The following is a 23226-nucleotide window of genomic DNA, read 5'->3' as shown; positions in this document are numbered from 1 at the left end:
TTCCCGCCAAATTTAGGGGTACAAGAGTCTAAAGAGGATCTTGCCCCCAGTCAAGGCAAGGCCCCGACCTCCCCACTCATCCAACCTCGACAAATCGTCTCGATTCGATGAACGGAACGGCCAGGGCCTTACGCTCATTTATCGCAGAACTCAGTTACCGCTTGAGTTCAGCGCTTCGGTCAGTGCAGCTTCCACTTCACTGGCGCTTACGCGCAACGGTTTGTCAGCATCACGGCGGCGCTTACGCTCGCTGTGATAAGCCAGACCGGTACCCGCCGGGATCAAACGACCCACGACTACGTTTTCTTTCAGGCCGCGCAGGTAATCGCGCTTGCCGGTTACCGCCGCTTCGGTCAGTACGCGAGTGGTTTCCTGGAAGGAAGCCGCCGAGATGAACGATTCGGTGGACAACGACGCCTTGGTGATACCCAGCAGTACGCGAGTGAACTTGGAAACGAATTTCTCGTCGCCAGCCAGACGCTCGTTCTCTACCAGAACGTGAGTCAATTCCATCTGGTCGCCCTTGATGAAACTGGAATCGCCGGATTCAGCGATTTCAACTTTACGCAGCATCTGACGCAGGATGGTCTCGATGTGCTTATCGTTGATCTTCACGCCTTGCAGACGATAAACGTCCTGGATCTCGTTCACGATGTACTTGGCCAGCGCACTCACACCCAGCAGACGCAGGATGTCGTGTGGATCGCTCGGGCCGTCGGAGATAACTTCGCCGCGGTTTACCTGTTCGCCTTCGAAGACGTTCAGGTGACGCCACTTCGGAATCAGCTCTTCGTACGGATCGCTACCGTCGTTCGGGGTGATAACCAGACGGCGCTTGCCCTTGGTCTCTTTACCGAACGCGATGGTGCCGCTGACTTCAGCCAGAATCGAGGCTTCTTTCGGACGACGGGCTTCGAACAAGTCGGCAACACGCGGCAGACCACCGGTGATGTCACGGGTCTTCGAAGTCTCTTGCGGAATACGAGCGATAACATCACCGATCGCGATTTTCGCACCGTCCGCTACACCAACCAGGGCGTTAGCAGGCAGGAAGTACTGAGCAATTACGTCGGTGCCCGGCAGCAAGAGATCCTTGCCATTGTCATCAACCATCTTCACAGCTGGACGGATATCTTTACCGGCAGCTGGACGGTCTTTGGCGTCGAGTACTTCAATGTTGGTCATACCGGTCAATTCGTCAGTCTGACGCTTGATCGTGATGCCTTCTTCCATGCCCACGTAGGTCACGGTACCTTTCATTTCGGTAACGATTGGGTGAGTGTGCGGATCCCACTTGGCCACGATTGCGCCAGCGTCGACCTTGTCACCTTCTTTAACCGAAATCACAGCACCGTACGGCAGCTTGTAGCGCTCGCGCTCACGACCGAAGTCATCAGCGATTGCCAGCTCACCGGAACGGGACACAGCAACCAGGCAACCGTCCACTCGCTCAACGTGCTTCAGGTTATGCAGACGGACGGTACCGCCATTTTTCACCTGAACGCTGTCGGCTGCAGAGGTCCGGCTTGCCGCACCACCGATGTGGAACGTACGCATGGTCAGCTGGGTACCCGGCTCACCGATGGACTGGGCAGCGATAACGCCGACCGCTTCACCGATGTTCACCTGGTGACCACGAGCCAAGTCACGGCCGTAGCACTTGGCGCAAATGCCGTAGCGGGTTTCGCAACTGATCGGCGAACGCACGATCACTTCGTCGATGCTGTTCAGCTCGATGAATTCGACCCACTTCTCATCTACCAGAGTGCCGGCAGGAACGATAACTTCCTCGGTACCCGGCTTGAATACGTCACGGGCAATGACACGACCCAATACGCGCTCACCCAACGGCTCAACAACGTCACCGCCTTCAATGTGCGGAGTCATTACCAGGCCATGTTCGGTGCCGCAATCGATCTCGGTCACAACCAGATCCTGCGCCACGTCTACCAGACGACGAGTCAGGTAACCGGAGTTCGCAGTTTTCAACGCGGTATCCGCCAAACCTTTACGAGCACCGTGAGTGGAGATGAAGTACTGAAGTACGCTCAAACCTTCACGGAAGTTCGCAGTAATCGGCGTTTCGATGATGGAACCGTCCGGCTTGGCCATCAGGCCACGCATACCGGCGAGCTGACGGATCTGCGCAGCAGAACCCCGTGCACCCGAGTCGGCCATCATGTACATCGAGTTGAAAGACTCTTGGTCGACTTCGACGCCATGACGGTCGATGACTTTCTCTTTCGAGAGGTTGGCCATCATCGCCTTGGAAACTTCGTCGTTCGCCTTGGACCAAAGGTCGATCACTTTGTTGTACTTCTCGCCCTGGGTTACCAGGCCGGAGGCGTACTGACTTTCGATCTCTTTCACTTCGTCGGTGGCTGCACCGATGATGCGGGCTTTTTCATCCGGGATAACGAAGTCGTTAACACCGATGGAAACGCCGGAGATGGTCGAATAAGCAAAACCGGTGTACATCAACTGGTCAGCGAAGATCACGGTCTCTTTCAAACCAACCACGCGATAGCACTGGTTGATCAGCTTGGAGATCGCCTTTTTCTTCATCGGCTGGTTGACGACGTCGTACGACAGGCCAGGTGGAACAACCTGGAACAACAGCGCACGGCCGACAGTGGTGTCGACGATACGGGTGTTCTTGACGCTGCCACCATCACGATCGTTGACGGTTTCGTTGATCCGCACTTTAACCTTGGCGTGCAGTGCAGCTTCGCCGGCACGGAACACACGGTCAACTTCCTGCAGATCCGCGAACACACGACCTTCGCCCTTGGCGTTGATCGCTTCACGAGTCATGTAGTACAGACCCAATACAACGTCCTGCGACGGAACGATGATTGGCTCACCGTTGGCTGGCGACAGAATGTTGTTGGTCGACATCATCAACGCACGCGCTTCCAACTGGGCTTCCAGTGTCAGCGGTACGTGCACGGCCATTTGGTCGCCGTCGAAGTCGGCGTTGTACGCAGCACAGACCAGAGGGTGCAGCTGGATAGCCTTACCTTCGATCAATACCGGTTCAAACGCCTGGATACCCAGACGGTGAAGGGTCGGTGCACGGTTGAGGAGAACCGGGTGTTCGCGAATCACTTCAGCGAGAACGTCCCAAACCTCTGGCAGCTCGCGCTCGACCATCTTCTTGGCAGCTTTGATGGTGGTAGCAAGACCACGCATTTCCAGCTTGCCGAAAATGAAGGGTTTGAACAGCTCGAGAGCCATCTTCTTCGGCAAACCGCACTGGTGCAGACGCAGGGTCGGACCAACGGTAATTACCGAACGACCGGAGTAGTCAACACGCTTACCGAGCAAGTTCTGACGGAAACGACCCTGCTTACCCTTGATCATGTCAGCCAGGGACTTCAGAGGACGCTTGTTGGAGCCGGTGATAGCGCGACCACGACGACCGTTGTCGAGCAGTGCGTCGACAGCTTCCTGCAACATGCGCTTTTCGTTGCGCACGATGATGTCCGGAGCGGACAGATCGAGCAGACGCTTCAAGCGGTTGTTACGGTTGATCACTCGACGATACAGATCGTTGAGGTCGGAAGTCGCGAAACGACCGCCATCCAGCGGGACCAGCGGACGCAGATCTGGCGGCAGAACCGGCAGAACGGTCAGCACCATCCACTCTGGCAGGTTGCCGGAACCCTGGAAGGCTTCCATCAACTTCAGACGCTTGGACAGCTTCTTGATTTTGGTTTCGGAGTTGGTTTGCGGAATTTCTTCACGCAGGCGGCCAATCTCGTGCTCCAGGTCGATAGCGTGCAGCAGTTCACGGACAGCCTCGGCACCCATGCGGGCATCGAAATCGTCGCCGAACTCTTCCAGCGCTTCGAAGTACTGCTCGTCGTTCAGCAGCTGACCTTTTTCAAGGGTGGTCATGCCTGGATCGATAACGACATAGCTCTCGAAGTAGAGAACGCGTTCGATATCACGCAGGGTCATGTCCATCAGCAAGCCGATACGCGACGGCAGCGATTTCAGGAACCAGATGTGGGCAACTGGCGAGGCCAGTTCGATGTGCGCCATGCGCTCACGACGAACTTTTGCCAGCGCGACTTCAACGCCGCACTTCTCGCAGATCACACCACGGTGCTTCAAGCGCTTGTACTTACCGCACAGGCACTCGTAATCCTTTACCGGGCCAAAGATCTTGGCGCAGAACAGGCCGTCGCGCTCAGGTTTGAACGTACGGTAGTTGATGGTTTCCGGCTTTTTAACTTCACCGAACGACCACGAACGGATCATCTCAGGCGATGCCAATCCAATACGGATGGCGTCGAACTCTTCGACTTGACCCTGGTTTTTCAGCAAATTCAGTAGGTCTTTCAAGGCCTTTCCTCCTGGCGGAGCAGAGAGCGGGCAATCCTGCCCCGCTCTCGATTCGCGTCACGTGTTATTCGGTTTCCAGATCGATATCGATGCCGAGGGAACGAATTTCTTTGATCAACACGTTGAAGGACTCGGGCATGCCCGGCTCCATACGGTGATCGCCGTCCACGATGTTTTTGTACATCTTGGTCCGACCGTTCACATCGTCCGACTTCACTGTGAGCATTTCTTGCAGAGTGTAAGCAGCACCGTATGCTTCCAGTGCCCAGACCTCCATCTCCCCGAAACGCTGACCACCGAACTGTGCCTTACCACCCAGCGGCTGCTGGGTAACCAGGCTGTACGAACCGGTAGAACGAGCGTGCATCTTGTCGTCTACCAAGTGGTTCAGCTTCAGCATGTACATGTAGCCAACAGTAACCGGGCGCTCGAACTTGTTGCCGGTACGGCCGTCGGTCAGCTGCATCTGGCCGCTTTCTGGCAGGTCTGCCAGTTTCAGCATGGCCTTGATTTCGCTTTCCTTGGCGCCGTCAAACACTGGGGTGGCCATTGGTACGCCGCCACGCAGGTTCTTCGCCAGATCCAGGATTTCCTGGTCGGAGAAGCTATCCAGATCTTCGTTACGACCGCCGATCTGGTTGTAGATCTCGTCCAGGAAGGTGCGAAGTTCAGCAACTTTACGCTGCTCTTCGACCATCCGGTTGATCTTCTCGCCCAGACCTTTGGCCGCGAGGCCCAGGTGGGTTTCAAGGATCTGACCAACGTTCATACGCGAAGGTACGCCCAACGGGTTGAGGACGACGTCGACCGGGGTGCCATTGGCATCGTGCGGCATGTCTTCAACCGGCATGATCACGGAGACCACACCTTTGTTACCGTGACGACCGGCCATCTTGTCGCCCGGCTGGATGCGACGACGGATTGCCAGGTAAACCTTGACGATTTTCAGCACGCCTGGAGCCAGGTCATCGCCCTGCTGCAGTTTGCGCTTCTTGTCTTCGAACTTGTCGTCCAGCAGACGACGGCGATCAACGATGTAGGCCTGAGCCTTCTCGAGCTGCTCGTTCAGAGCATCTTCAGCCATGCGCAGTTTGAACCACTGACCATGCTCAAGACCGTCGAGAACTTCGTCGGTGATTTCCTGACCTTTCTTCAGACCGGCGCCGCCTTCGGCTTTGTGGCCGACCAGAGCAGAACGCAGACGTTCGAAAGTGGCGCCTTCAACGATACGGAACTCTTCGTTCAGGTCCTTGCGGATCTCGTCGAGTTGAGTCTTCTCGATCGACAGTGCACGAGCATCACGCTCAACGCCGTCACGGGTGAAGACCTGCACGTCGATGACAGTACCCTTGGTGCCTGTAGGCACGCGCAGGGAAGTGTCTTTAACGTCGCTGGCTTTTTCACCGAAGATGGCACGCAGCAGTTTTTCTTCCGGAGTCAGTTGGGTCTCGCCTTTCGGAGTGACCTTACCGACCAGGATGTCGCCTGCGCCAACTTCAGCACCTACGTAAACGATACCGGCTTCGTCCAGCTTGTTCAGTGCAGCTTCACCCACGTTCGGGATGTCTGCAGTGATTTCCTCTGGCCCAAGCTTGGTGTCACGCGCCACACAGGTCAGTTCCTGAATGTGGATCGTGGTGAAACGGTCTTCCTGAACAACACGCTCGGACAGGCAGATGGAGTCTTCGAAGTTGAAGCCGTTCCATGCCATGAACGCAATGCGCATGTTCTGACCCAGAGCCAGTTCACCCATATCGGTGGACGGACCGTCGGCCATGATGTCGCTGCGCTGAACCCGATCACCCTTGCTCACCAGCGGACGCTGGTTGATGCAGGTGTTCTGGTTGGAGCGGGTGTACTTGGTCAGGTTGTAGATGTCGACACCAGCTTCGCCGGTTTCAACTTCATCATCAGCAACACGAACCACGATACGGCTGGCGTCGACGGAGTCGATCACGCCGCCACGACGAGCCACGACGCAAACGCCGGAGTCACGGGCTACGTTACGCTCCATACCGGTACCGACCAGCGGCTTGTCAGCGCGCAGGGTTGGTACAGCTTGACGCTGCATGTTCGAACCCATCAACGCGCGGTTGGCGTCGTCGTGCTCGAGGAACGGGATCAGCGACGCTGCAACCGAAACTACCTGCTTCGGCGATACGTCCATCAAGGTCACGTCTTCCGGCGCCTTGACGGTGAACTCGTTCAAGTGACGAACAGCTACCAGCTCGTCGATCAGGACTTTCTTGTCGTTCATCGTGGCCGAAGCCTGAGCGATCACGTGATCAGCTTCTTCGATGGCGGACAGGAACACGATCTCGTCGGTGACCAGAGCGTCTTTCACCACACGGTACGGGCTCTCGAGGAAGCCGTACTGGTTGGTGCGCGCATAGGCAGCCAAGGAGTTGATCAGACCGATGTTCGGACCTTCCGGCGTTTCAATCGGGCATACACGACCGTAGTGAGTCGGGTGTACGTCACGCACTTCAAAGCCAGCACGCTCACGAGTCAAACCGCCAGGGCCGAGTGCAGAGACACGACGCTTGTGGGTGATCTCGGACAGCGGGTTGTTCTGGTCCATGAACTGGGAAAGCTGGCTGGAACCGAAGAACTCTTTCACCGCCGCAGCCACAGGCTTGGCGTTGATCAGGTCTTGCGGCATCAGGCCTTCGCTTTCAGCCATCGACAGACGCTCTTTGACCGCACGCTCAACACGTACCAGGCCAACGCGGAACTGGTTCTCGGCCATTTCGCCTACGCAGCGAACACGACGGTTACCCAGGTGGTCGATGTCATCGACGATGCCTTTGCCGTTACGGATGTCGACCAGAGTCTTCAGTACCGCGACGATGTCTTCTTTGCACAACACGCCCGAACCTTCGATCTCGGTACGACCGATACGACGGTTGAACTTCATCCGGCCGACCGCAGACAGGTCATAGCGCTCAGGACTGAAGAACAGGTTGTTGAACAGGGTTTCGGCAGCGTCTTTGGTTGGCGGCTCACCAGGACGCATCATGCGATAGATCTCGACCAGCGCTTCCAATTGGTTGCTGGTGGAGTCGATCTTCAGAGTGTCGGAGACGAACGGACCGCAGTCGATATCGTTGGTGTACAGAGTTTCGATGCGAACAACCTGAGCCTTGGCGATTTTTGCCAGGATTTCGGTGTTCAGCTCGGTGTTGCACTCCGCCAGGATTTCGCCGGTTGCCGGATGCACGATGACCTTGGCGGTAGTGCGACCCAGGACGTAGTCCAGAGGCACTTGCAGCTCTTTGATCCCTGCTTTTTCCAGCTGGTTGATGTGGCGAGCAGTGATACGACGACCTTGCTCGACAATAACCTTGCCTTTGTCATCCAGGATATCCAGGACAGCAATTTCACCACGCAGGCGCTGAGGCACCAGTTCCAGGCTGAGGTTTTCACCTTGCACGTGGAAGACGTTGGTGGTGTAGAACGCGTCCAGCACTTCTTCAGTGGTATAGCCCAGCGCGCGCAGCAGTACCGATGCAGGCAGCTTGCGACGACGGTCGATACGCACGAACACGCAGTCTTTCGGGTCGAACTCGAAGTCCAGCCACGAACCGCGGTAAGGAATGATGCGCGCGGAGTACAGCAGTTTGCCGGAGCTGTGCGTCTTGCCACGGTCGTGGTCGAAGAACACGCCCGGGGAACGGTGCAGCTGGGAAACGATTACACGCTCGGTACCGTTGATTACGAAGGTACCGTTTTCAGTCATCAGGGGGATTTCACCCATGTAGACTTCTTGCTCTTTGATGTCCTTGATCGCTTTGTTCGACGATTCTTTGTCGAAAATGATCAGGCGCACTTTTACCCGCAAAGGTACGGCGTAAGTTACACCGCGCAATACGCATTCTTTGACATCAAATGCCGGTTCGCCCAGGCGATAACCGACGTACTCCAGCGCAGCATTGCCGGAGTAGCTGATGATCGGGAAAACGGATTTGAAGGCCGCATGCAGGCCCACGTCGCGGAACTGATCTTTAGTCGCTCCCGCTTGCAAGAATTCACGATACGAATCCAGCTGGATGGCCAGGAGGTACGGCACATCCATGACGTCCGGCAACTTGCTAAAGTCCTTGCGGATACGTTTTTTCTCAGTATATGAGTAAGCCATCAGCGTTCCCCAGCTTGGTCACCTGCTTGTTTGGCCCCTCCCGACGGGAGCAGCCAGAAAATCGTGCAAACCCCATGGTTTGCGCCACCGCATCGGGTGGTTACAGCTCGTTACCAGCACCGACCCAGTCGGCTGCCAATAACGGAAAAAGGCCGGTGGCAAGAGCCACCAGCCATCAGCCTTTCGCTTAACGCTCGGGCTGGAGGTGCAAAGTCGATGCTTACTTCAGCTCGACTTTAGCGCCTGCTTCTTCCAGAGTTGCTTTGGCTTTGTCAGCTGCGTCTTTCGAAACAGCTTCCAGAACCATGGCAGGAGCGCCGTCAACTACAGCCTTGGCTTCTTTCAGGCCCAGACCGGTCAGTTCACGTACTGCCTTGATCACGTTAACTTTCTTCTCGCCAGCTTCGGTCAGCATGACGTTGAATTCAGTTTGTTCTTCAACAACAGCGGCAGCAGCAGCTGGACCAGCAGCAGCAACAGCAGCGGTAACGCCGAAGGTTTCTTCCATTGCTTTGATCAGCTCAACAACTTCCAGAACGGTTTTCTGGCCGATTGCTTCGATGATTTGCTCGTTAGTCAGAGACATGACTATAAATTCCTGTATTGGGGTGACAGCCTACGCAGCCATCAAATTAAACATATGATTTTGAAAGGGCTTGCAGTGCCTTAGGCAGCGGCAGCTTCTTTCTGGTCGCGAACGGCCGCCAGAGTACGAGCCAGCTTGCTGGTAGCGCCTTGAATCACGCTCATCAGCTTTGCAATGGCTTCGTCGCGAGTTGGCAGCGAAGCCAACACATCGATCTGGTTTGCTGCGAGGAACTTGCCCTCGAACGCAGCTGCCTTGATTTCGAACTTATCCTGACCTTTTGCGAATTCTTTGAAGATACGAGCAGCAGCGCCCGGATGCTCTTTCGAAAATGCAATCAAGGTCGGGCCAGTGAACACGTCGTTGAGCACGTCATATTGAGTGCCAGCAACGGCGCGCTTGAGCAGGGTGTTACGTACAACACGCACGTAAACGCCAGCCTCACGAGCCTCTTTACGGAGTCCGGTCATAGCGCCAACTGTCACGCCGCGGGCATCAGCCACAACAGCAGACAGGGCAACATTGGCAGCCTCGTTGACTTCAGCGACGATGGCCTTCTTGTCTTCGAGTTTAATTGCCACGGGTTTAACTCCTGCTTGTTACCGTTTCATCCAGCCGAAGCCGGATGTCGTTTTGGTGTCTGATTCGGTAAGGAACCGGGAGCACCATCTGCGTAGGCTTGTGGTTTAAGACTTGCGTCGCCTACGGTCTTGGATAGCCCCCGCCAGGCAGGGACCCCAATCTTTCAATTGGCGCAATCGCTTGCGCCAACCTGTGTCTTACGCGTCGAGCGAGCCTTGGTCGATGACCAGACCTGGCCCCATGGTGGTGCTCAGGGTAACGCGCTTGACGTAAATACCTTTCGAGGAAGCTGGCTTGATACGCTTCAGATCAGCGATCAGGGCTTCAACGTTTTCCTTCAGCTTGACGGCATCGAAACCGACTTTGCCAACGGAGGTGTGGATGATGCCGTTTTTGTCGGTGCGATAACGAACCTGACCAGCCTTGGCGTTTTTAACCGCGGTAGCGACGTCTGGAGTTACAGTGCCGACTTTAGGGTTAGGCATCAGGCCGCGCGGGCCGAGGATCTGACCCAACTGACCAACAACGCGCATGGCATCCGGGGATGCGATAACTACGTCATAGTTCAGGTCGCCGCCTTTCATTTCGGCAGCCAGGTCGTCCATACCTACACGGTCAGCGCCGGCAGCCAGAGCGGCCTCGGCAGCTGGACCCTGGGTGAACACAGCAACGCGAACAGTCTTGCCAGTGCCGTGTGGCAGCACGGTAGCGCTACGAACGACCTGGTCGGATTTACGCGGGTCAACACCCAGGTTCACAGCAACGTCGAACGACTCGCTGAACTTGACAGTCGACAGCTCAGCCAGCAGAGCAGCAGCGTCTACAAAGTTGTAAGACTTGCCTGCTTCGATTTTGCCGGCGATAGCCTTTTGACGCTTGGTCAACTTAGCCATTACACACCCTCCACGTTAAGGCCCATGCTACGAGCAGAACCGGCGATAGTACGCACGGCTGCTTCCATATCAGCTGCAGTCAGATCCGCGTTTTTGGTTTTCGCGATTTCTTCCAGCTGAGCACGAGTCACGGTGCCAACCTTAACGGTGTTCGGACGAGCGGAACCGCTAGTCAGACCAGCAGCCTTCTTCAGCAGAACCGAAGCAGGTGTGGATTTGGTTTCGAAAGTGAAGCTACGGTCGCTGTAGACAGTGATGATCACTGGAGTCGGCAGACCTGGCTCAATACCCTGAGTACGGGCGTTGAAAGCCTTGCAGAATTCCATGATGTTCACGCCGTGCTGACCCAGAGCAGGACCAACAGGTGGGCTTGGGTTAGCCTGAGCGGCCTTCACTTGCAGCTTGATGTAAGCGGTAATCTTCTTGGCCATGAGGCACTCCAATTACGGGTTCGAACGCCTCGAAAGGCTCCCCGGTTACTTGCGCGTTTATCCCAGTGACGACAAAACCCCACAGCCTAGGGCTGCGGGGTTGGGATGTTTGCTCAGCTAGACCTTTTCGACCTGGCTGAACTCTAGCTCTACCGGAGTAGAGCGACCGAAAATGAGCACTGCCACTTGGATCCGGCTCTTCTCGTAATTAACTTCTTCAACCGTGCCAGTAAAATCAGCAAACGGCCCGTCATTGACGCGCACCGACTCGCCCGGCTCGAACAGTGTCTTCGGCTTCGGCTTGTCGCTACCATCAGCAACGCGACGCAGAATCGCTTCTGCCTCTTTATCCGTGATCGGTGCAGGCTTATCAGCAGTACCGCCGATGAAACCCATCACCCGAGGAGTATCCTTGACCAAGTGCCAAGTACCCTCGTTCATGTCCATCTGGACCAGCACATAACCAGGGAAGAACTTGCGCTCGCTTTTGCGTTTCTGGCCATTACGCATTTCAACCACTTCTTCAGTGGGAACCAGAATTTCGCCAAAGCCATCTTCCATGCCAGCCAGCTTTACGCGCTCTACCAACGAGCGCATGACATGCTTCTCGTAACCGGAGTAAGCATGCACAACGTACCAACGCTTAGCCACGGGACACCCTTAGCCGACAATCAAGGAAACAAGCCAGCCGAGCAGGGAATCTAGCCCCCACAACAGCAACGCCATAACCAGAACAACAGCCACAACAATCAGTGTGGTCTGCGTGGTTTCTTGGCGAGTTGGCCATACGACTTTACGAATCTCGGTGCGAGCTTCCTTAACCAGTACAAAGAAAGACTTGCCCTTGACTGTCTGCAGACCTACAAAGGCAGCTACAGCAGCAATGACAAGCAAAGCAAGTACGCGGTACAGGATCGGCGAAGCAGAGTAATACTGATTGCCAACAACGCCAACAACCACCAAAGCGACTACCACTAGCCACTTGAGCAGATCGAAGCGAGAGCCTTGAGCTTCAGCTTTAGGAGTCATCTATGAAGATCCTGTGAAAAGAAAGCCAGACACACCAAGTGAATCTGGCAGGTCAGGAGGGAATCGAACCCCCAACCTACGGTTTTGGAGACCGTCGCTCTGCCAATTGAGCTACTGACCTAAAACAAAATCAGGCCGACCATTATGCCGGCCCGAAAAAGACATTACAACAACTTACTCGATGACTTTTGCTACGACACCAGCGCCGACGGTACGACCGCCCTCACGGATAGCGAAACGCAGACCATCTTCCATCGCGATGGTTTTGATCAGGGTAACGGTCATTTGAACGTTGTCACCCGGCATCACCATTTCAACACCTTCTGGCAGCTCGCAGTTACCAGTCACGTCAGTCGTACGGAAGTAGAACTGTGGACGGTAGCCTTTGAAGAACGGCGTATGACGACCACCTTCCTCCTTGCTCAGAACGTAAACCTCAGCAGTGAACTTGGTATGCGGCTTGACAGTGCCGGGCTTGACCAGAACCTGGCCACGCTCAACATCATCACGCTTGGTACCACGCAGCAGAACGCCGCAGTTCTCACCTGCACGACCTTCATCGAGCAGCTTGCGGAACATTTCAACACCAGTACAAGTAGTTTTGACAGTGTCACGAAGACCAACAATCTCAACCTCTTCCTGAATGCGGACAATGCCACGCTCAACACGACCAGTCACAACAGTACCGCGACCAGAGATCGAGAACACGTCCTCGATCGGCATCAGGAACGGCTTATCGATAGCACGCTCAGGCTGCGGAATATAGCTATCCAGAGTCTCGACCAACTTCTTGACGGCGGTAGTACCCATCTCGTTGTCGTCTTGACCATTCAGCGCCATCAGAGCCGAACCAATGATGATCGGAGTGTCATCACCTGGGAAATCGTAAGTGCTCAGAAGATCGCGCACTTCCATCTCAACCAGCTCCAGCAGCTCAGCATCGTCAACCATGTCAGCCTTGTTCAGGAAGACAACAATGTACGGAACGCCAACCTGACGGGACAACAGGATATGCTCACGGGTTTGCGGCATCGGACCATCAGCGGCCGAGCAAACCAGAATCGCACCATCCATCTGCGCAGCACCGGTGATCATGTTTTTTACGTAGTCAGCGTGACCTGGACAGTCAACGTGTGCGTAGTGACGCACAGCCGAATCGTACTCAACGTGAGCGGTGTTAATGGTAATGCCACGAGCTTTTTCTTCTGGGGCGCTATCGATCTTGTCGAAGTCAACCTTTGCCGAACCGAACACTTCGGAGCAGACACGGGTCAGAGCGGCGGTCAAAGTCGTCTTGCCGTGGTCTACGTGACCAATGGTTCCAACGTTGACGTGCGGCTTGTTACGCTCGAACTTTTCCTTAGCCATCGAAATCACCCCTAGCAGAAGAATTAAGCAAGTACTATCAACCATTAAAACAAAGGCAGATATTTTCATATCTGCCTTGTTATATGGAGCTCTTGAGCGGATTTGAACCGCTGACCTCACCCTTACCAAGGGTGTGCTCTACCAACTGAGCTACAAGAGCGTGACACTTTGCAGGACCTGCAAACTTGGAGCGGGTAGCGGGAATCGAACCCGCATCATCAGCTTGGAAGGCTGAGGTTCTACCACTAAACTATACCCGCGGAGCTTGCAGCTCTCGCTAAAAATGGTGGAGGGGGAAGGATTCGAACCTTCGAAGTCGTAGACGTCAGATTTACAGTCTGATCCCTTTGGCCGCTCGGGAACCCCTCCTAAGCGAGCCGGCATTCTATATCATGCCAGCCTTCTGTCAAGCATTTTCTCATTAAAAACCTGAGGTTAGCTGCGTTGACCTCGCTTCACACTGCTAACCGTTAAAGGTCTTCACTGCGAAGCGGGCGCCATTCTATGCAAACTATTCGGCGGGTGCAACCCCCTCGCACGGCATTATTTTATGTTTTAACTCATTGAATTCTTTGGAAAGGTTTTTTAGCTGCGAGTCATCTAGCCAACGCCGGCTTTCTGGTGCCACACGCACCCAGTAACCATCAGACCCAGCAGGGGCCCTCAGCAAGGACTCGAACTTGATTTCCATGCCACTCAATCGCCGCTCAACCGCCTGAGCCGCTTCCTGACGAGTAAAACCGCCAAGATAGAGGCATCCATCGTCTGCCTGGGCAGACTTTCCTTTATCACGAGCCGCTTCAGTCGCTTCACTTAACAAACGAATGTCCTGCTGCGAACCCCGATACAAACTCAAAGGGGTTACATCTTTCGCGCGAAGCGGAGCCTCCTGTTGGTGCCAGACGTAATAGAACACATTGAGAACAAACAACAACAGGAACAACCAACGCATAAAAACCTCAGGACAAGGGGCACGCCATCGCCAAACCTACAAATACCAGGTCTGGAACCACCCTGGCCTCAGGCACAATCTCAGAGACCAGATCAGCATCCCCTCCAGTCAGAAAGACTGCGAAATCATCTCCCCAATAGCTGCGCGCCAACTCTAGCTGAGTCAGGACAAAACCTCTCAACATTAACAAACAACCTCGCTCGACCGCCTCGACGGTTGTGCGCCCAGGAACAAGACTCTCCAAAGCGCGCTCGGCAGCAAGATCTCCATAACGAATTCTACGGGTATGAGTACGCAGCTGGTTGCGCATCAAAGGCATCCCCGGACAGATAAATCCCCCGAGATGCTCACCATCCCCCGCAATAAAGTCAGCCGTAACAGCCGTACCAAAGTCGAGCACCAGACAAGCACCCGAAGCCAGATGAAATCCTCCAAGCATTGCAAGCCAGCGATCAAGCCCTAGCCGCTCGAACTCCTCATAGCCATTTCGAACCCCGGACATCTCCCGAGCCGGTGCCGCGCACACTACGGAAACACCGAAAGCCTCGGTCAGCAGAGAAATCAGCGCACTGGTTTCTTCGGCGGTTCTGACACTGACCAAACGACAATGTGTGAGAGCGAGCCCCTTGAGCCCTTTCAAGCCCTCCAGCAATGCGAGATCTGAATCAACGACTCCCTCGCCAACCACCCGCCGGACATCCTCGCCGAGCACACGCCACTTGATGAAACTGTTTCCACAATCGAGCTCAAGAATCATCACGTAACCTCAGGCTGAGCTCGCCACCACTAAAGACCTTCTCCACACCATTCACCTTCAAGCGCAAGGCACCCTGACCATCGATACCCAGCACCTCTCCATCTATTTGACTCACACCGGCAATCAACGACACCGCCCGCCCCTGCCATAGATGATTTTGCTCCCACTCCGCCTGGATAGCCGGAAATCCTCCGGCCTGGTGTCGACTTAAATAGGCCTGGAGCATCAACCCTAACTCCGCAACCAGATAATTGCGATCAACTGCCTTACCCGACTCAAGCCGCATGGACGTCCACTGCTGATCAACCTCATCGGTCATCTGCATGTTTACATTGATTCCGACACCGATTACCACGTGACACACGTCAGCAGGATCCCCCACTAACTCGAGCAGTATTCCTGCAATCTTTTGCTGACCCACCAGAACATCATTCGGCCACTTCAACCCCAACAGCTGAAATACCAAGCCCTCGCAAGGCTTGCATTACGGCAAGCCCGACGACAAGACTCAAGCCTTCCAGCTGACGCATACCACCATCAATGCGCAGCACCAGACTGTAATAAACGTTTTCCGCGAACGGGCTCACCCATTTGCGTCCACGCCGCCCGCGACCGGCCGTCTGTCGCTCAGCGAGCACCAGAAATGGCGCAGGCTGGCCACGCTCGATAGCGCGTAAGGCTTCAGCGTTGGTAGAGTCAATTGAATCGACTAGAATGGGCCACTCGCAAGAAGGCGCCCGCGCGCTTATTTCCGCAGGATCAAGTAGCGTCAATGGCGCAGCCAGTTGATAGCCGCGACCGCGCACTTTGTGAATGGATAAACCGAGCTCAGCTTCCAAGTGCTGAAGCTGCTTCCATACAGCGCTACGACTGACGCCCAAGGCAGCACCCAGGGCTTGGCCCGAATGGAATCGACCATCCTTAAGAAGCTTTAACAACGTCAGCATGCAAGTCTCGCCTCACAATGAGGCCCGCATGATAGCCATGCCCCGGGCTGTTGCATAGAAACCCTACAAGCGAGATTTTCCTGCGGACAAAACAAAACCCCTACCTGCATACGCAGATAGGGGTTTCGGAATTTAATCTTGACGATGACCTACTCTCACATGGGGAAACCCCACACTACCATCGGCGATGCATCGTTTCACTGCTGAGTTCGGGATGGGATCAGGTGGTTCCAATGCTCTATGGTCGTCAAGAAATTCGGTAGCCAGCTCGTGTTCTCTTGCGAGGTCACGCTCCAGCGAATGGGTATGCGATAGTTTGTGTGTTTGTTTCTCGAACTTTCGGTTCGTTTCGTCTTCACACACCGCAATCTGGTGCCTCTTCAGGTCAGCAAATTGCTTGGGTGTTATATGGTCAAGCCTCACGGGCAATTAGTATTGGTTAGCTCAACGCCTCACAGCGCTTACACACCCAACCTATCAACGTCGTAGTCTTCGACGGCCCTTCAGGGGACTCAAGGTCCCAGTGAGATCTCATCTTGAGGCTAGTTTCCCGCTTAGATGCTTTCAGCGGTTATCTATTCCGAACATAGCTACCCGGCAATGCCACTGGCGTGACAACCGGAACACCAGAGGTTCGTCCACTCCGGTCCTCTCGTACTAGGAGCAGCCCCTCTCAAATCTCAAACGTCCACGGCAGATAGGGACCGAACTGTCTCACGACGTTCTAAACCCAGCTCGCGTACCACTTTAAATGGCGAACAGCCATACCCTTGGGACCGGCTTCAGCCCCAGGATGTGATGAGCCGACATCGAGGTGCCAAACACCGCCGTCGATATGAACTCTTGGGCGGTATCAGCCTGTTATCCCCGGAGTACCTTTTATCCGTTGAGCGATGGCCCTTCCATACAGAACCACCGGATCACTAAGACCTACTTTCGTACCTGCTCGACGTGTCTGTCTCGCAGTCAAGCGCGCTTTTGCCTTTATACTCTACGACCGATTTCCGACCGGTCTGAGCGCACCTTCGTACTCCTCCGTTACTCTTTAGGAGGAGACCGCCCCAGTCAAACTACCCACCATACACTGTCCTCGATCCGGATAACGGACCTGAGTTAGAACCTCAAAGTTGCCAGGGTGGTATTTCAAGGTTGGCTCCACGCGAACTGGCGTCCACGCTTCAAAGCCTCCCACCTATCCTACACAAGCAAATTCAAAGTCCAGTGCAAAGCTATAGTAAAGGTTCACGGGGTCTTTCCGTCTAGCCGCGGATACACTGCATCTTCACAGCGATTTCAATTTCACTGAGTCTCGGGTGGAGACAGCGCCGCCATCGTTACGCCATTCGTGCAGGTCGGAACTTACCCGACAAGGAATTTCGCTACCTTAGGACCGTTATAGTTACGGCCGCCGTTTACCGGGGCTTCGATCAAGAGCTTCGCGTTAGCTAACCCCATCAATTAACCTTCCGGCACCGGGCAGGCGTCACACCCTATACGTCCACTTTCGTGTTTGCAGAGTGCTGTGTTTTTAATAAACAGTCGCAGCGGCCTGGTATCTTCGACCGGCGTGGGCTTACGCAGTAAATGCTTCACCCTCACCGGCGCACCTTCTCCCGAAGTTACGGTGCCATTTTGCCTAGTTCCTTCACCCGAGTTCTCTCAAGCGCCTTGGTATTCTCTACCCAACCACCTGTGTCGGTTTGGGGTACGGTTCCTGGTTACCTGAAGCTTAGAAGCTTTTCTTGGAAGCATGGCATCAACCACTTCGTGTTCTAAAAGAACACTCGTCATCAGCTCTCGGCCTTAGAATCCCGGATTTACCTAAGATTCCAGCCTACCACCTTAAACTTGGACAACCAACGCCAAGCTGGCCTAGCCTTCTCCGTCCCTCCATCGCAATAACCAGAAGTACAGGAATATTAACCTGTTTTCCATCGACTACGCTTTTCAGCCTCGCCTTAGGGACCGACTAACCCTGCGTCGATTAACGTTGCGCAGGAAACCTTGGTCTTTCGGCGTGGGTGTTTTTCACACCCATTGTCGTTACTCATGTCAGCATTCGCACTTCTGATACCTCCAGCAAGCTTCTCAACTCACCTTCACAGGCTTACAGAACGCTCCTCTACCGCATCACCTAAGTGATACCCGTAGCTTCGGTGTATGGTTTGAGCCCCGTTACATCTTCCGCGCAGGCCGACTCGACTAGTGAGCTATTACGCTTTCTTTAAAGGGTGGCTGCTTCTAAGCCAACCTCCTAGCTGTCTAAGCCTTCCCACATCGTTTCCCACTTAACCATAACTTTGGGACCTTAGCTGACGGTCTGGGTTGTTTCCCTTTTCACGACGGACGTTAGCACCCGCCGTGTGTCTCCCATGCTCGGCACTTGTAGGTATTCGGAGTTTGCATCGGTTTGGTAAGTCGGGATGACCCCCTAGCCGAAACAGTGCTCTACCCCCTACAGTGATACATGAGGCGCTACCTAAATAGCTTTCGAGGAGAACCAGCTATCTCCGAGCTTGATTAGCCTTTCACTCCGATCCACAGGTCATCCGCTAACTTTTCAACGGTAGTCGGTTCGGTCCTCCAGTTAGTGTTACCCAACCTTCAACCTGCCCATGGATAGATCGCCCGGTTTCGGGTCTATTCCCAGCGACTAGACGCCCTATTAAGACTCGCTTTCGCTACGCCTCCCCTATTCGGTTAAGCTCGCCACTGAAAATAAGTCGCTGACCCATTATACAAAAGGTACGCAGTCACCCAACAAGTGGGCTCCCACTGCTTGTACGCATACGGTTTCAGGATCTATTTCACTCCCCTCTCCGGGGTTCTTTTCGCCTTTCCCTCACGGTACTAGTTCACTATCGGTCAGTCAGTAGTATTTAGCCTTGGAGGATGGTCCCCCCATATTCAGACAAAGTTTCTCGTGCTCCGTCCTACTCGATTTCATGGCCAAGAGATTTTCGCGTACAGGGCTATCACCCACTATGGCCGCACTTTCCAGAGCGTTCCGCTAATCTCAAAGCCACTTAAGGGCTAGTCCCCGTTCGCTCGCCACTACTAAGGGAATCTCGGTTGATTTCTTTTCCTCAGGGTACTTAGATGTTTCAGTTCCCCTGGTTCGCTTCTTAAGCCTATGTATTCAGCTTAAGATACCTAACTTATGTTAGGTGGGTTCCCCCATTCAGACATCTCCGGATCAAAGTCTGTTTGCCGACTCCCCGAAGCTTTTCGCAGGCTACCACGTCTTTCATCGCCTCTGACTGCCAAGGCATCCACCGTATGCGCTTCTTCACTTGACCATATAACCCCAAGCAATCTGGTTATACTGTGAAGACGACATTCGCCGAAAATTCGCGATTAAACTCACAAATTTTACCTTAGCCTGATCACCACCAGTGAAAGTGGCCATCAGTCTATCTTTCTATCACATACCCAAATTTTTAAAGAACGATCTAATCAAAAGACTAGAAATCAATATTCACCGGAATATTCATTTCTAACTCTCAAACGTTTCGAAGCAGTTAATGGTGGAGCCAAACGGGATCGAACCGTTGACCTCCTGCGTGCAAGGCAGGCGCTCTCCCAGCTGAGCTATGGCCCCATACAAAATTGGTGGGTCTGGGCAGATTCGAACTGCCGACCTCACCCTTATCAGGGGTGCGCTCTAACCAACTGAGCTACAGACCCAATTTCGAGCGCGTAACTGTTAGCGTTGAGCTATCAGCTTGGAGCTTAAAGCTGCTTCTATCGTCTTCTTCAATGAATCAAGCAATTCGTGTGGGAACTTATGGAGCAGCTGATGTCGTCGATTAAGGAGGTGATCCAGCCGCAGGTTCCCCTACGGCTACCTTGTTACGACTTCACCCCAGTCATGAATCACACCGTGGTAACCGTCCTCCCGAAGGTTAGACTAGCTACTTCTGGTGCAACCCACTCCCATGGTGTGACGGGCGGTGTGTACAAGGCCCGGGAACGTATTCACCGCGACATTCTGATTCGCGATTACTAGCGATTCCGACTTCACGCAGTCGAGTTGCAGACTGCGATCCGGACTACGATCGGTTTTATGGGATTAGCTCCACCTCGCGGCTTGGCAACCCTCTGTACCGCCGACCATTGTAGCACGTGTGTAGCCCAGGCCGTAAGGGCCATGATGACTTGACGTCATCCCCACCTTCCTCCGGTTTGTCACCGGCAGTCTCCTTAGAGTGCCCACCATTACGTGCTGGTAACTAAGGACAAGGGTTGCGCTCGTTACGGGACTTAACCCAACATCTCACGACACGAGCTGACGACAGCCATGCAGCACCTGTCTCAATGTTCCCGAAGGCACCAATCCATCTCTGGAAAGTTCATTGGATGTCAAGGCCTGGTAAGGTTCTTCGCGTTGCTTCGAATTAAACCACATGCTCCACCGCTTGTGCGGGCCCCCGTCAATTCATTTGAGTTTTAACCTTGCGGCCGTACTCCCCAGGCGGTCAACTTAATGCGTTAGCTGCGCCACTAAGAGCTCAAGGCTCCCAACGGCTAGTTGACATCGTTTACGGCGTGGACTACCAGGGTATCTAATCCTGTTTGCTCCCCACGCTTTCGCACCTCAGTGTCAGTATCAGTCCAGGTGGTCGCCTTCGCCACTGGTGTTCCTTCCTATATCTACGCATTTCACCGCTACACAGGAAATTCCACCACCCTCTACCATACTCTAGCTCGTCAGTTTTGAATGCAGTTCCCAGGTTGAGCCCGGGGATTTCACATCCAACTTAACGAACCACCTACGCGCGCTTTACGCCCAGTAATTCCGATTAACGCTTGCACCCTCTGTATTACCGCGGCTGCTGGCACAGAGTTAGCCGGTGCTTATTCTGTCGGTAACGTCAAAACAATTACGTATTAGGTAACTGCCCTTCCTCCCAACTTAAAGTGCTTTACAATCCGAAGACCTTCTTCACACACGCGGCATGGCTGGATCAGGCTTTCGCCCATTGTCCAATATTCCCCACTGCTGCCTCCCGTAGGAGTCTGGACCGTGTCTCAGTTCCAGTGTGACTGATCATCCTCTCAGACCAGTTACGGATCGTCGCCTTGGTGAGCCATTACCTCACCAACTAGCTAATCCGACCTAGGCTCATCTGATAGCGCAAGGCCCGAAGGTCCCCTGCTTTCTCCCGTAGGACGTATGCGGTATTAGCGTCCGTTTCCGAGCGTTATCCCCCACTACCAGGCAGATTCCTAGGCATTACACCCGTCCGCCGCTCGCCACCAGGTACAAGTACCCGTGCTGCCGCTCGACTTGCATGTGTTAGGCCTGCCGCCAGCGTTCAATCTGAGCCATGATCAAACTCTTCAGTTCAAACATCTTTGGGTTTTTAAGAAACCCTAAACTTGGCTCAGCAATCGTTGGTTACATCTTTGATTTCTCGCGGAGTAACTTGTGATGCTGATAATCTTGTTGACTATCAGTCTGACTCCACAAGCACCCACACGAATTGCTTGATTCAGTTGTTAAAGAGCGGTTGGTTAAGATCTTTCGTCTCAACCGAGGCGCGCATTCTACAGCAGCCTCTGTTGCTGTCAAGCGGTTATTTTCAGAAGCTTTCAAAGTTTCCTTTGCAACTTCAACCACTTGCGCTTCCGATCTCTCGTTAGCGGGAGGGCGAATTCTACAGCGTTACTCGCTGCTGTCAACACCTCTTTTTCTCCGCTTTCGACCGAGAAGATCGAACCGTCGATAAGGCGAAAACATACTGCCCTACCAACTCCTTCTGGCTTCGATGAACTGAAGCGTAACCACTGCCGAAAACCGCGTAACTCTTTGTTTACCAAGGAGTTTTCCGTTTCGACTGCGCCGGAAGTGGGGCGAATTATAGACTTCCAGAATCTGCCGTCAACCCCTGATTTCAGCTTTATTCGGATTTGAGCGTAATACGCGCAAATGCCTTCTTCCCAGCCTGGCAAACATGGGTTGCGCCCAGTACGTATATAAAGGTGCGATCGACAACCTCACCATCTATACGCACACCACCAGAGCCCAGAAGATCGCGCGCCACGGCAGAGTTCTTCACCAGCCCTGCTTTATTAAGGAGGACGGCAGCGATCGGCATATCCTCAGCAGCAGTCAACTCGATCTCTGGCAGATCATCCGGCAGCTCACCATCCTTCATACGGTTACCCGCCGCACGGTGAGCATTGGCCGCCGCCTCTTCACCATGGAAGCGCGCAACGATCTCTTCGGCCAGCTTGATCTTGATGTCACGCGGATTCGCGCCCGCCTCGACGTCAGCCCGGAAAGCATTGATCTCTTCCATGGAACGGAAGCTGAGCAGTTCGAAGTAACGCCACATCAGCACATCTGGAATAGAAACCAGCTTGCCGTACATGACACCCGGCGCTTCCTGGATACCGACGTAGTTGCCCAACGACTTGGACATTTTCTTCACGCCATCCAGACCTTCGAGCAACGGCATAGTCAGAATGCATTGAGCCTCCTGACCATAGCTACGTTGCAGTTCACGCCCCATCAGCAGATTGAACTTCTGATCGGTACCGCCCAACTCGACATCCGCGCGCAACGCGACCGAGTCATAACCCTGAACCAGCGGATAGAGGAACTCATGAATGGCGATGGGTTGATTGGTGGTGTAGCGCTTGTCGAAGTCGTCACGCTCGAGCATGCGAGCCACGGTGTATTGCGAAGTCAGGCGAATGAAGTCGGCCGGCCCCATCTGATCCATCCAGGTGGAGTTGAACGCCACTTCGGTCTTGGCCGGATCAAGAATCTTGAAGACCTGCGTCTTGTAGGTCTCGGCATTCTCGAGAACCTGCTCACGGGTCAGCGGAGGACGTGTCGCGCTCTTGCCGCTCGGATCACCAATCATCCCGGTGAAGTCACCGATAAGGAAGATCACCTGATGCCCCAGATCCTGGAACTGGCGCAGCTTATTAATAAGCACGGTGTGACCCAGGTGCAAATCCGGCGCGGTCGGATCGAAGCCTGCCTTAATACGCAGCGGCTGGCCACGCTTGAGTTTCTCGATCAGCTCGGACTCGACCAACAGTTCTTCTGCACCACGTTTGATCAGCGCTAGCTGCTCTTCAACCGACTTCATAACAGACCCGCAAGGCTCAGATTCAAAGGGGAACAACCATACAAGATCGCGCACCAAATACAAGTTTTGCCCGGCGCACGGACGCCA

At 54.2% G+C, this 23226-nt stretch carries 12 protein-coding genes, 6 tRNA genes, 3 rRNA genes and 1 pseudogene; all 22 read right to left on the bottom strand.

Features of this window, described 5'->3' with window-relative positions:
* Window positions 1–150 precede the first annotated feature (150 nt).
* Window positions 151–4350, bottom strand: a complete 4200-nt coding sequence (gene rpoC / locus PSH65_RS03235; protein ID WP_017341073.1) for a DNA-directed RNA polymerase subunit beta' — start codon at window positions 4348–4350, stop codon at window positions 151–153.
* Between the two features lie 64 nt (window positions 4351–4414).
* Entirely contained in the window at window positions 4415–8488 is a 4074-nt protein-coding gene (gene rpoB / locus PSH65_RS03230; RefSeq protein ID WP_007896631.1) for a DNA-directed RNA polymerase subunit beta, read from the bottom strand.
* 220 nt (window positions 8489–8708) lie between these two features.
* Complete coding sequence (gene rplL, locus PSH65_RS03225; protein WP_305424904.1) at window positions 8709–9074, bottom strand: 50S ribosomal protein L7/L12; 366 nt, start codon at window positions 9072–9074, stop codon at window positions 8709–8711.
* An 80-nt stretch (window positions 9075–9154) separates the two neighbouring features.
* Window positions 9155–9655, bottom strand: coding sequence for a 50S ribosomal protein L10 (gene rplJ, locus PSH65_RS03220; RefSeq protein ID WP_305424903.1), 501 nt, complete (start codon window positions 9653–9655; stop codon window positions 9155–9157).
* A gap of 198 nt (window positions 9656–9853) precedes the next feature.
* Window positions 9854–10549 carry a 50S ribosomal protein L1 gene (gene rplA, locus PSH65_RS03215; protein WP_007896626.1) on the bottom strand — a complete coding sequence of 232 codons (696 nt, stop codon included), beginning with the start codon at window positions 10547–10549 and terminating at the stop codon, window positions 9854–9856.
* Complete coding sequence (rplK, locus tag PSH65_RS03210) at window positions 10549–10980, bottom strand: 50S ribosomal protein L11 (protein WP_008008888.1); 432 nt, start codon at window positions 10978–10980, stop codon at window positions 10549–10551. The genes rplA and rplK overlap by 1 nt, the downstream gene beginning before the upstream one ends.
* A 117-nt stretch (window positions 10981–11097) precedes the next feature.
* A complete protein-coding gene (gene nusG / locus PSH65_RS03205) occupies window positions 11098–11631 on the bottom strand; it encodes a transcription termination/antitermination protein NusG (protein ID WP_007896622.1) in 534 nt (177 codons plus the stop codon).
* A 9-nt stretch (window positions 11632–11640) separates the two neighbouring features.
* Window positions 11641–12009, bottom strand: coding sequence for a preprotein translocase subunit SecE (gene secE / locus PSH65_RS03200; protein ID WP_007896620.1), 369 nt, complete (start codon window positions 12007–12009; stop codon window positions 11641–11643).
* Window positions 12010–12054: 45 nt separating this feature from the next.
* Window positions 12055–12130: transfer RNA gene (locus PSH65_RS03195), tRNA-Trp, on the bottom strand.
* A 53-nt stretch (window positions 12131–12183) separates the two neighbouring features.
* A complete protein-coding gene (gene tuf / locus PSH65_RS03190; RefSeq protein ID WP_007896619.1) occupies window positions 12184–13377 on the bottom strand; it encodes an elongation factor Tu in 1194 nt (397 codons plus the stop codon).
* A gap of 84 nt (window positions 13378–13461) precedes the next feature.
* A tRNA-Thr gene (locus PSH65_RS03185) sits at window positions 13462–13537 on the bottom strand.
* A gap of 26 nt (window positions 13538–13563) precedes the next feature.
* A tRNA-Gly gene (locus tag PSH65_RS03180) sits at window positions 13564–13637 on the bottom strand.
* A gap of 24 nt (window positions 13638–13661) precedes the next feature.
* Window positions 13662–13746: transfer RNA gene (locus tag PSH65_RS03175), tRNA-Tyr, on the bottom strand.
* A gap of 142 nt (window positions 13747–13888) precedes the next feature.
* On the bottom strand, window positions 13889–14329 hold the full coding sequence (locus tag PSH65_RS03170; RefSeq protein ID WP_305424902.1) for a hypothetical protein: 441 nt from the start codon (window positions 14327–14329) through the stop codon (window positions 13889–13891).
* A 7-nt stretch (window positions 14330–14336) separates the two neighbouring features.
* The gene (locus tag PSH65_RS03165) at window positions 14337–15086 is read right to left on the bottom strand and encodes a pantothenate kinase (protein WP_305424901.1); all 750 of its coding nucleotides are present in this window, start codon (window positions 15084–15086) and stop codon (window positions 14337–14339) included.
* A pseudogene (gene birA, locus PSH65_RS03160) lies at window positions 15076–16033 on the bottom strand (bifunctional biotin--[acetyl-CoA-carboxylase] ligase/biotin operon repressor BirA). The gene PSH65_RS03165 and the pseudogene birA overlap by 11 nt, the downstream one beginning before the upstream one ends.
* Window positions 16034–16169: 136 nt before the next feature.
* Window positions 16170–16285, bottom strand: a 5S ribosomal RNA gene (rrf, locus tag PSH65_RS03155).
* A gap of 156 nt (window positions 16286–16441) precedes the next feature.
* A 23S ribosomal RNA gene (locus PSH65_RS03150) occupies window positions 16442–19332 on the bottom strand.
* Window positions 19333–19558: 226 nt separating this feature from the next.
* Window positions 19559–19634 (bottom strand) — tRNA-Ala (locus PSH65_RS03145).
* 9 nt (window positions 19635–19643) lie between these two features.
* A tRNA-Ile gene (locus PSH65_RS03140) sits at window positions 19644–19720 on the bottom strand.
* A gap of 123 nt (window positions 19721–19843) precedes the next feature.
* A 16S ribosomal RNA gene (locus PSH65_RS03135) occupies window positions 19844–21383 on the bottom strand.
* The 16S, 23S and 5S rRNA genes sit together here with 2 tRNA genes alongside, the layout of an rRNA operon.
* Before the next feature lie 553 nt (window positions 21384–21936).
* Window positions 21937–23139: a tyrosine--tRNA ligase gene (tyrS, locus tag PSH65_RS03130; protein WP_305424900.1), complete on the bottom strand. Its 1203-nt coding sequence runs from the start codon at window positions 23137–23139 to the stop codon at window positions 21937–21939.
* Window positions 23140–23226: the final 87 nt, after the last annotated feature.

It is taken from the genome of Pseudomonas sp. FP603, assembly GCF_030687415.1.
GTDB lineage: Bacteria > Pseudomonadota > Gammaproteobacteria > Pseudomonadales > Pseudomonadaceae > Aquipseudomonas > Aquipseudomonas wuhanensis.
This window is presented reverse-complemented; position numbering and strand designations above follow the sequence as displayed.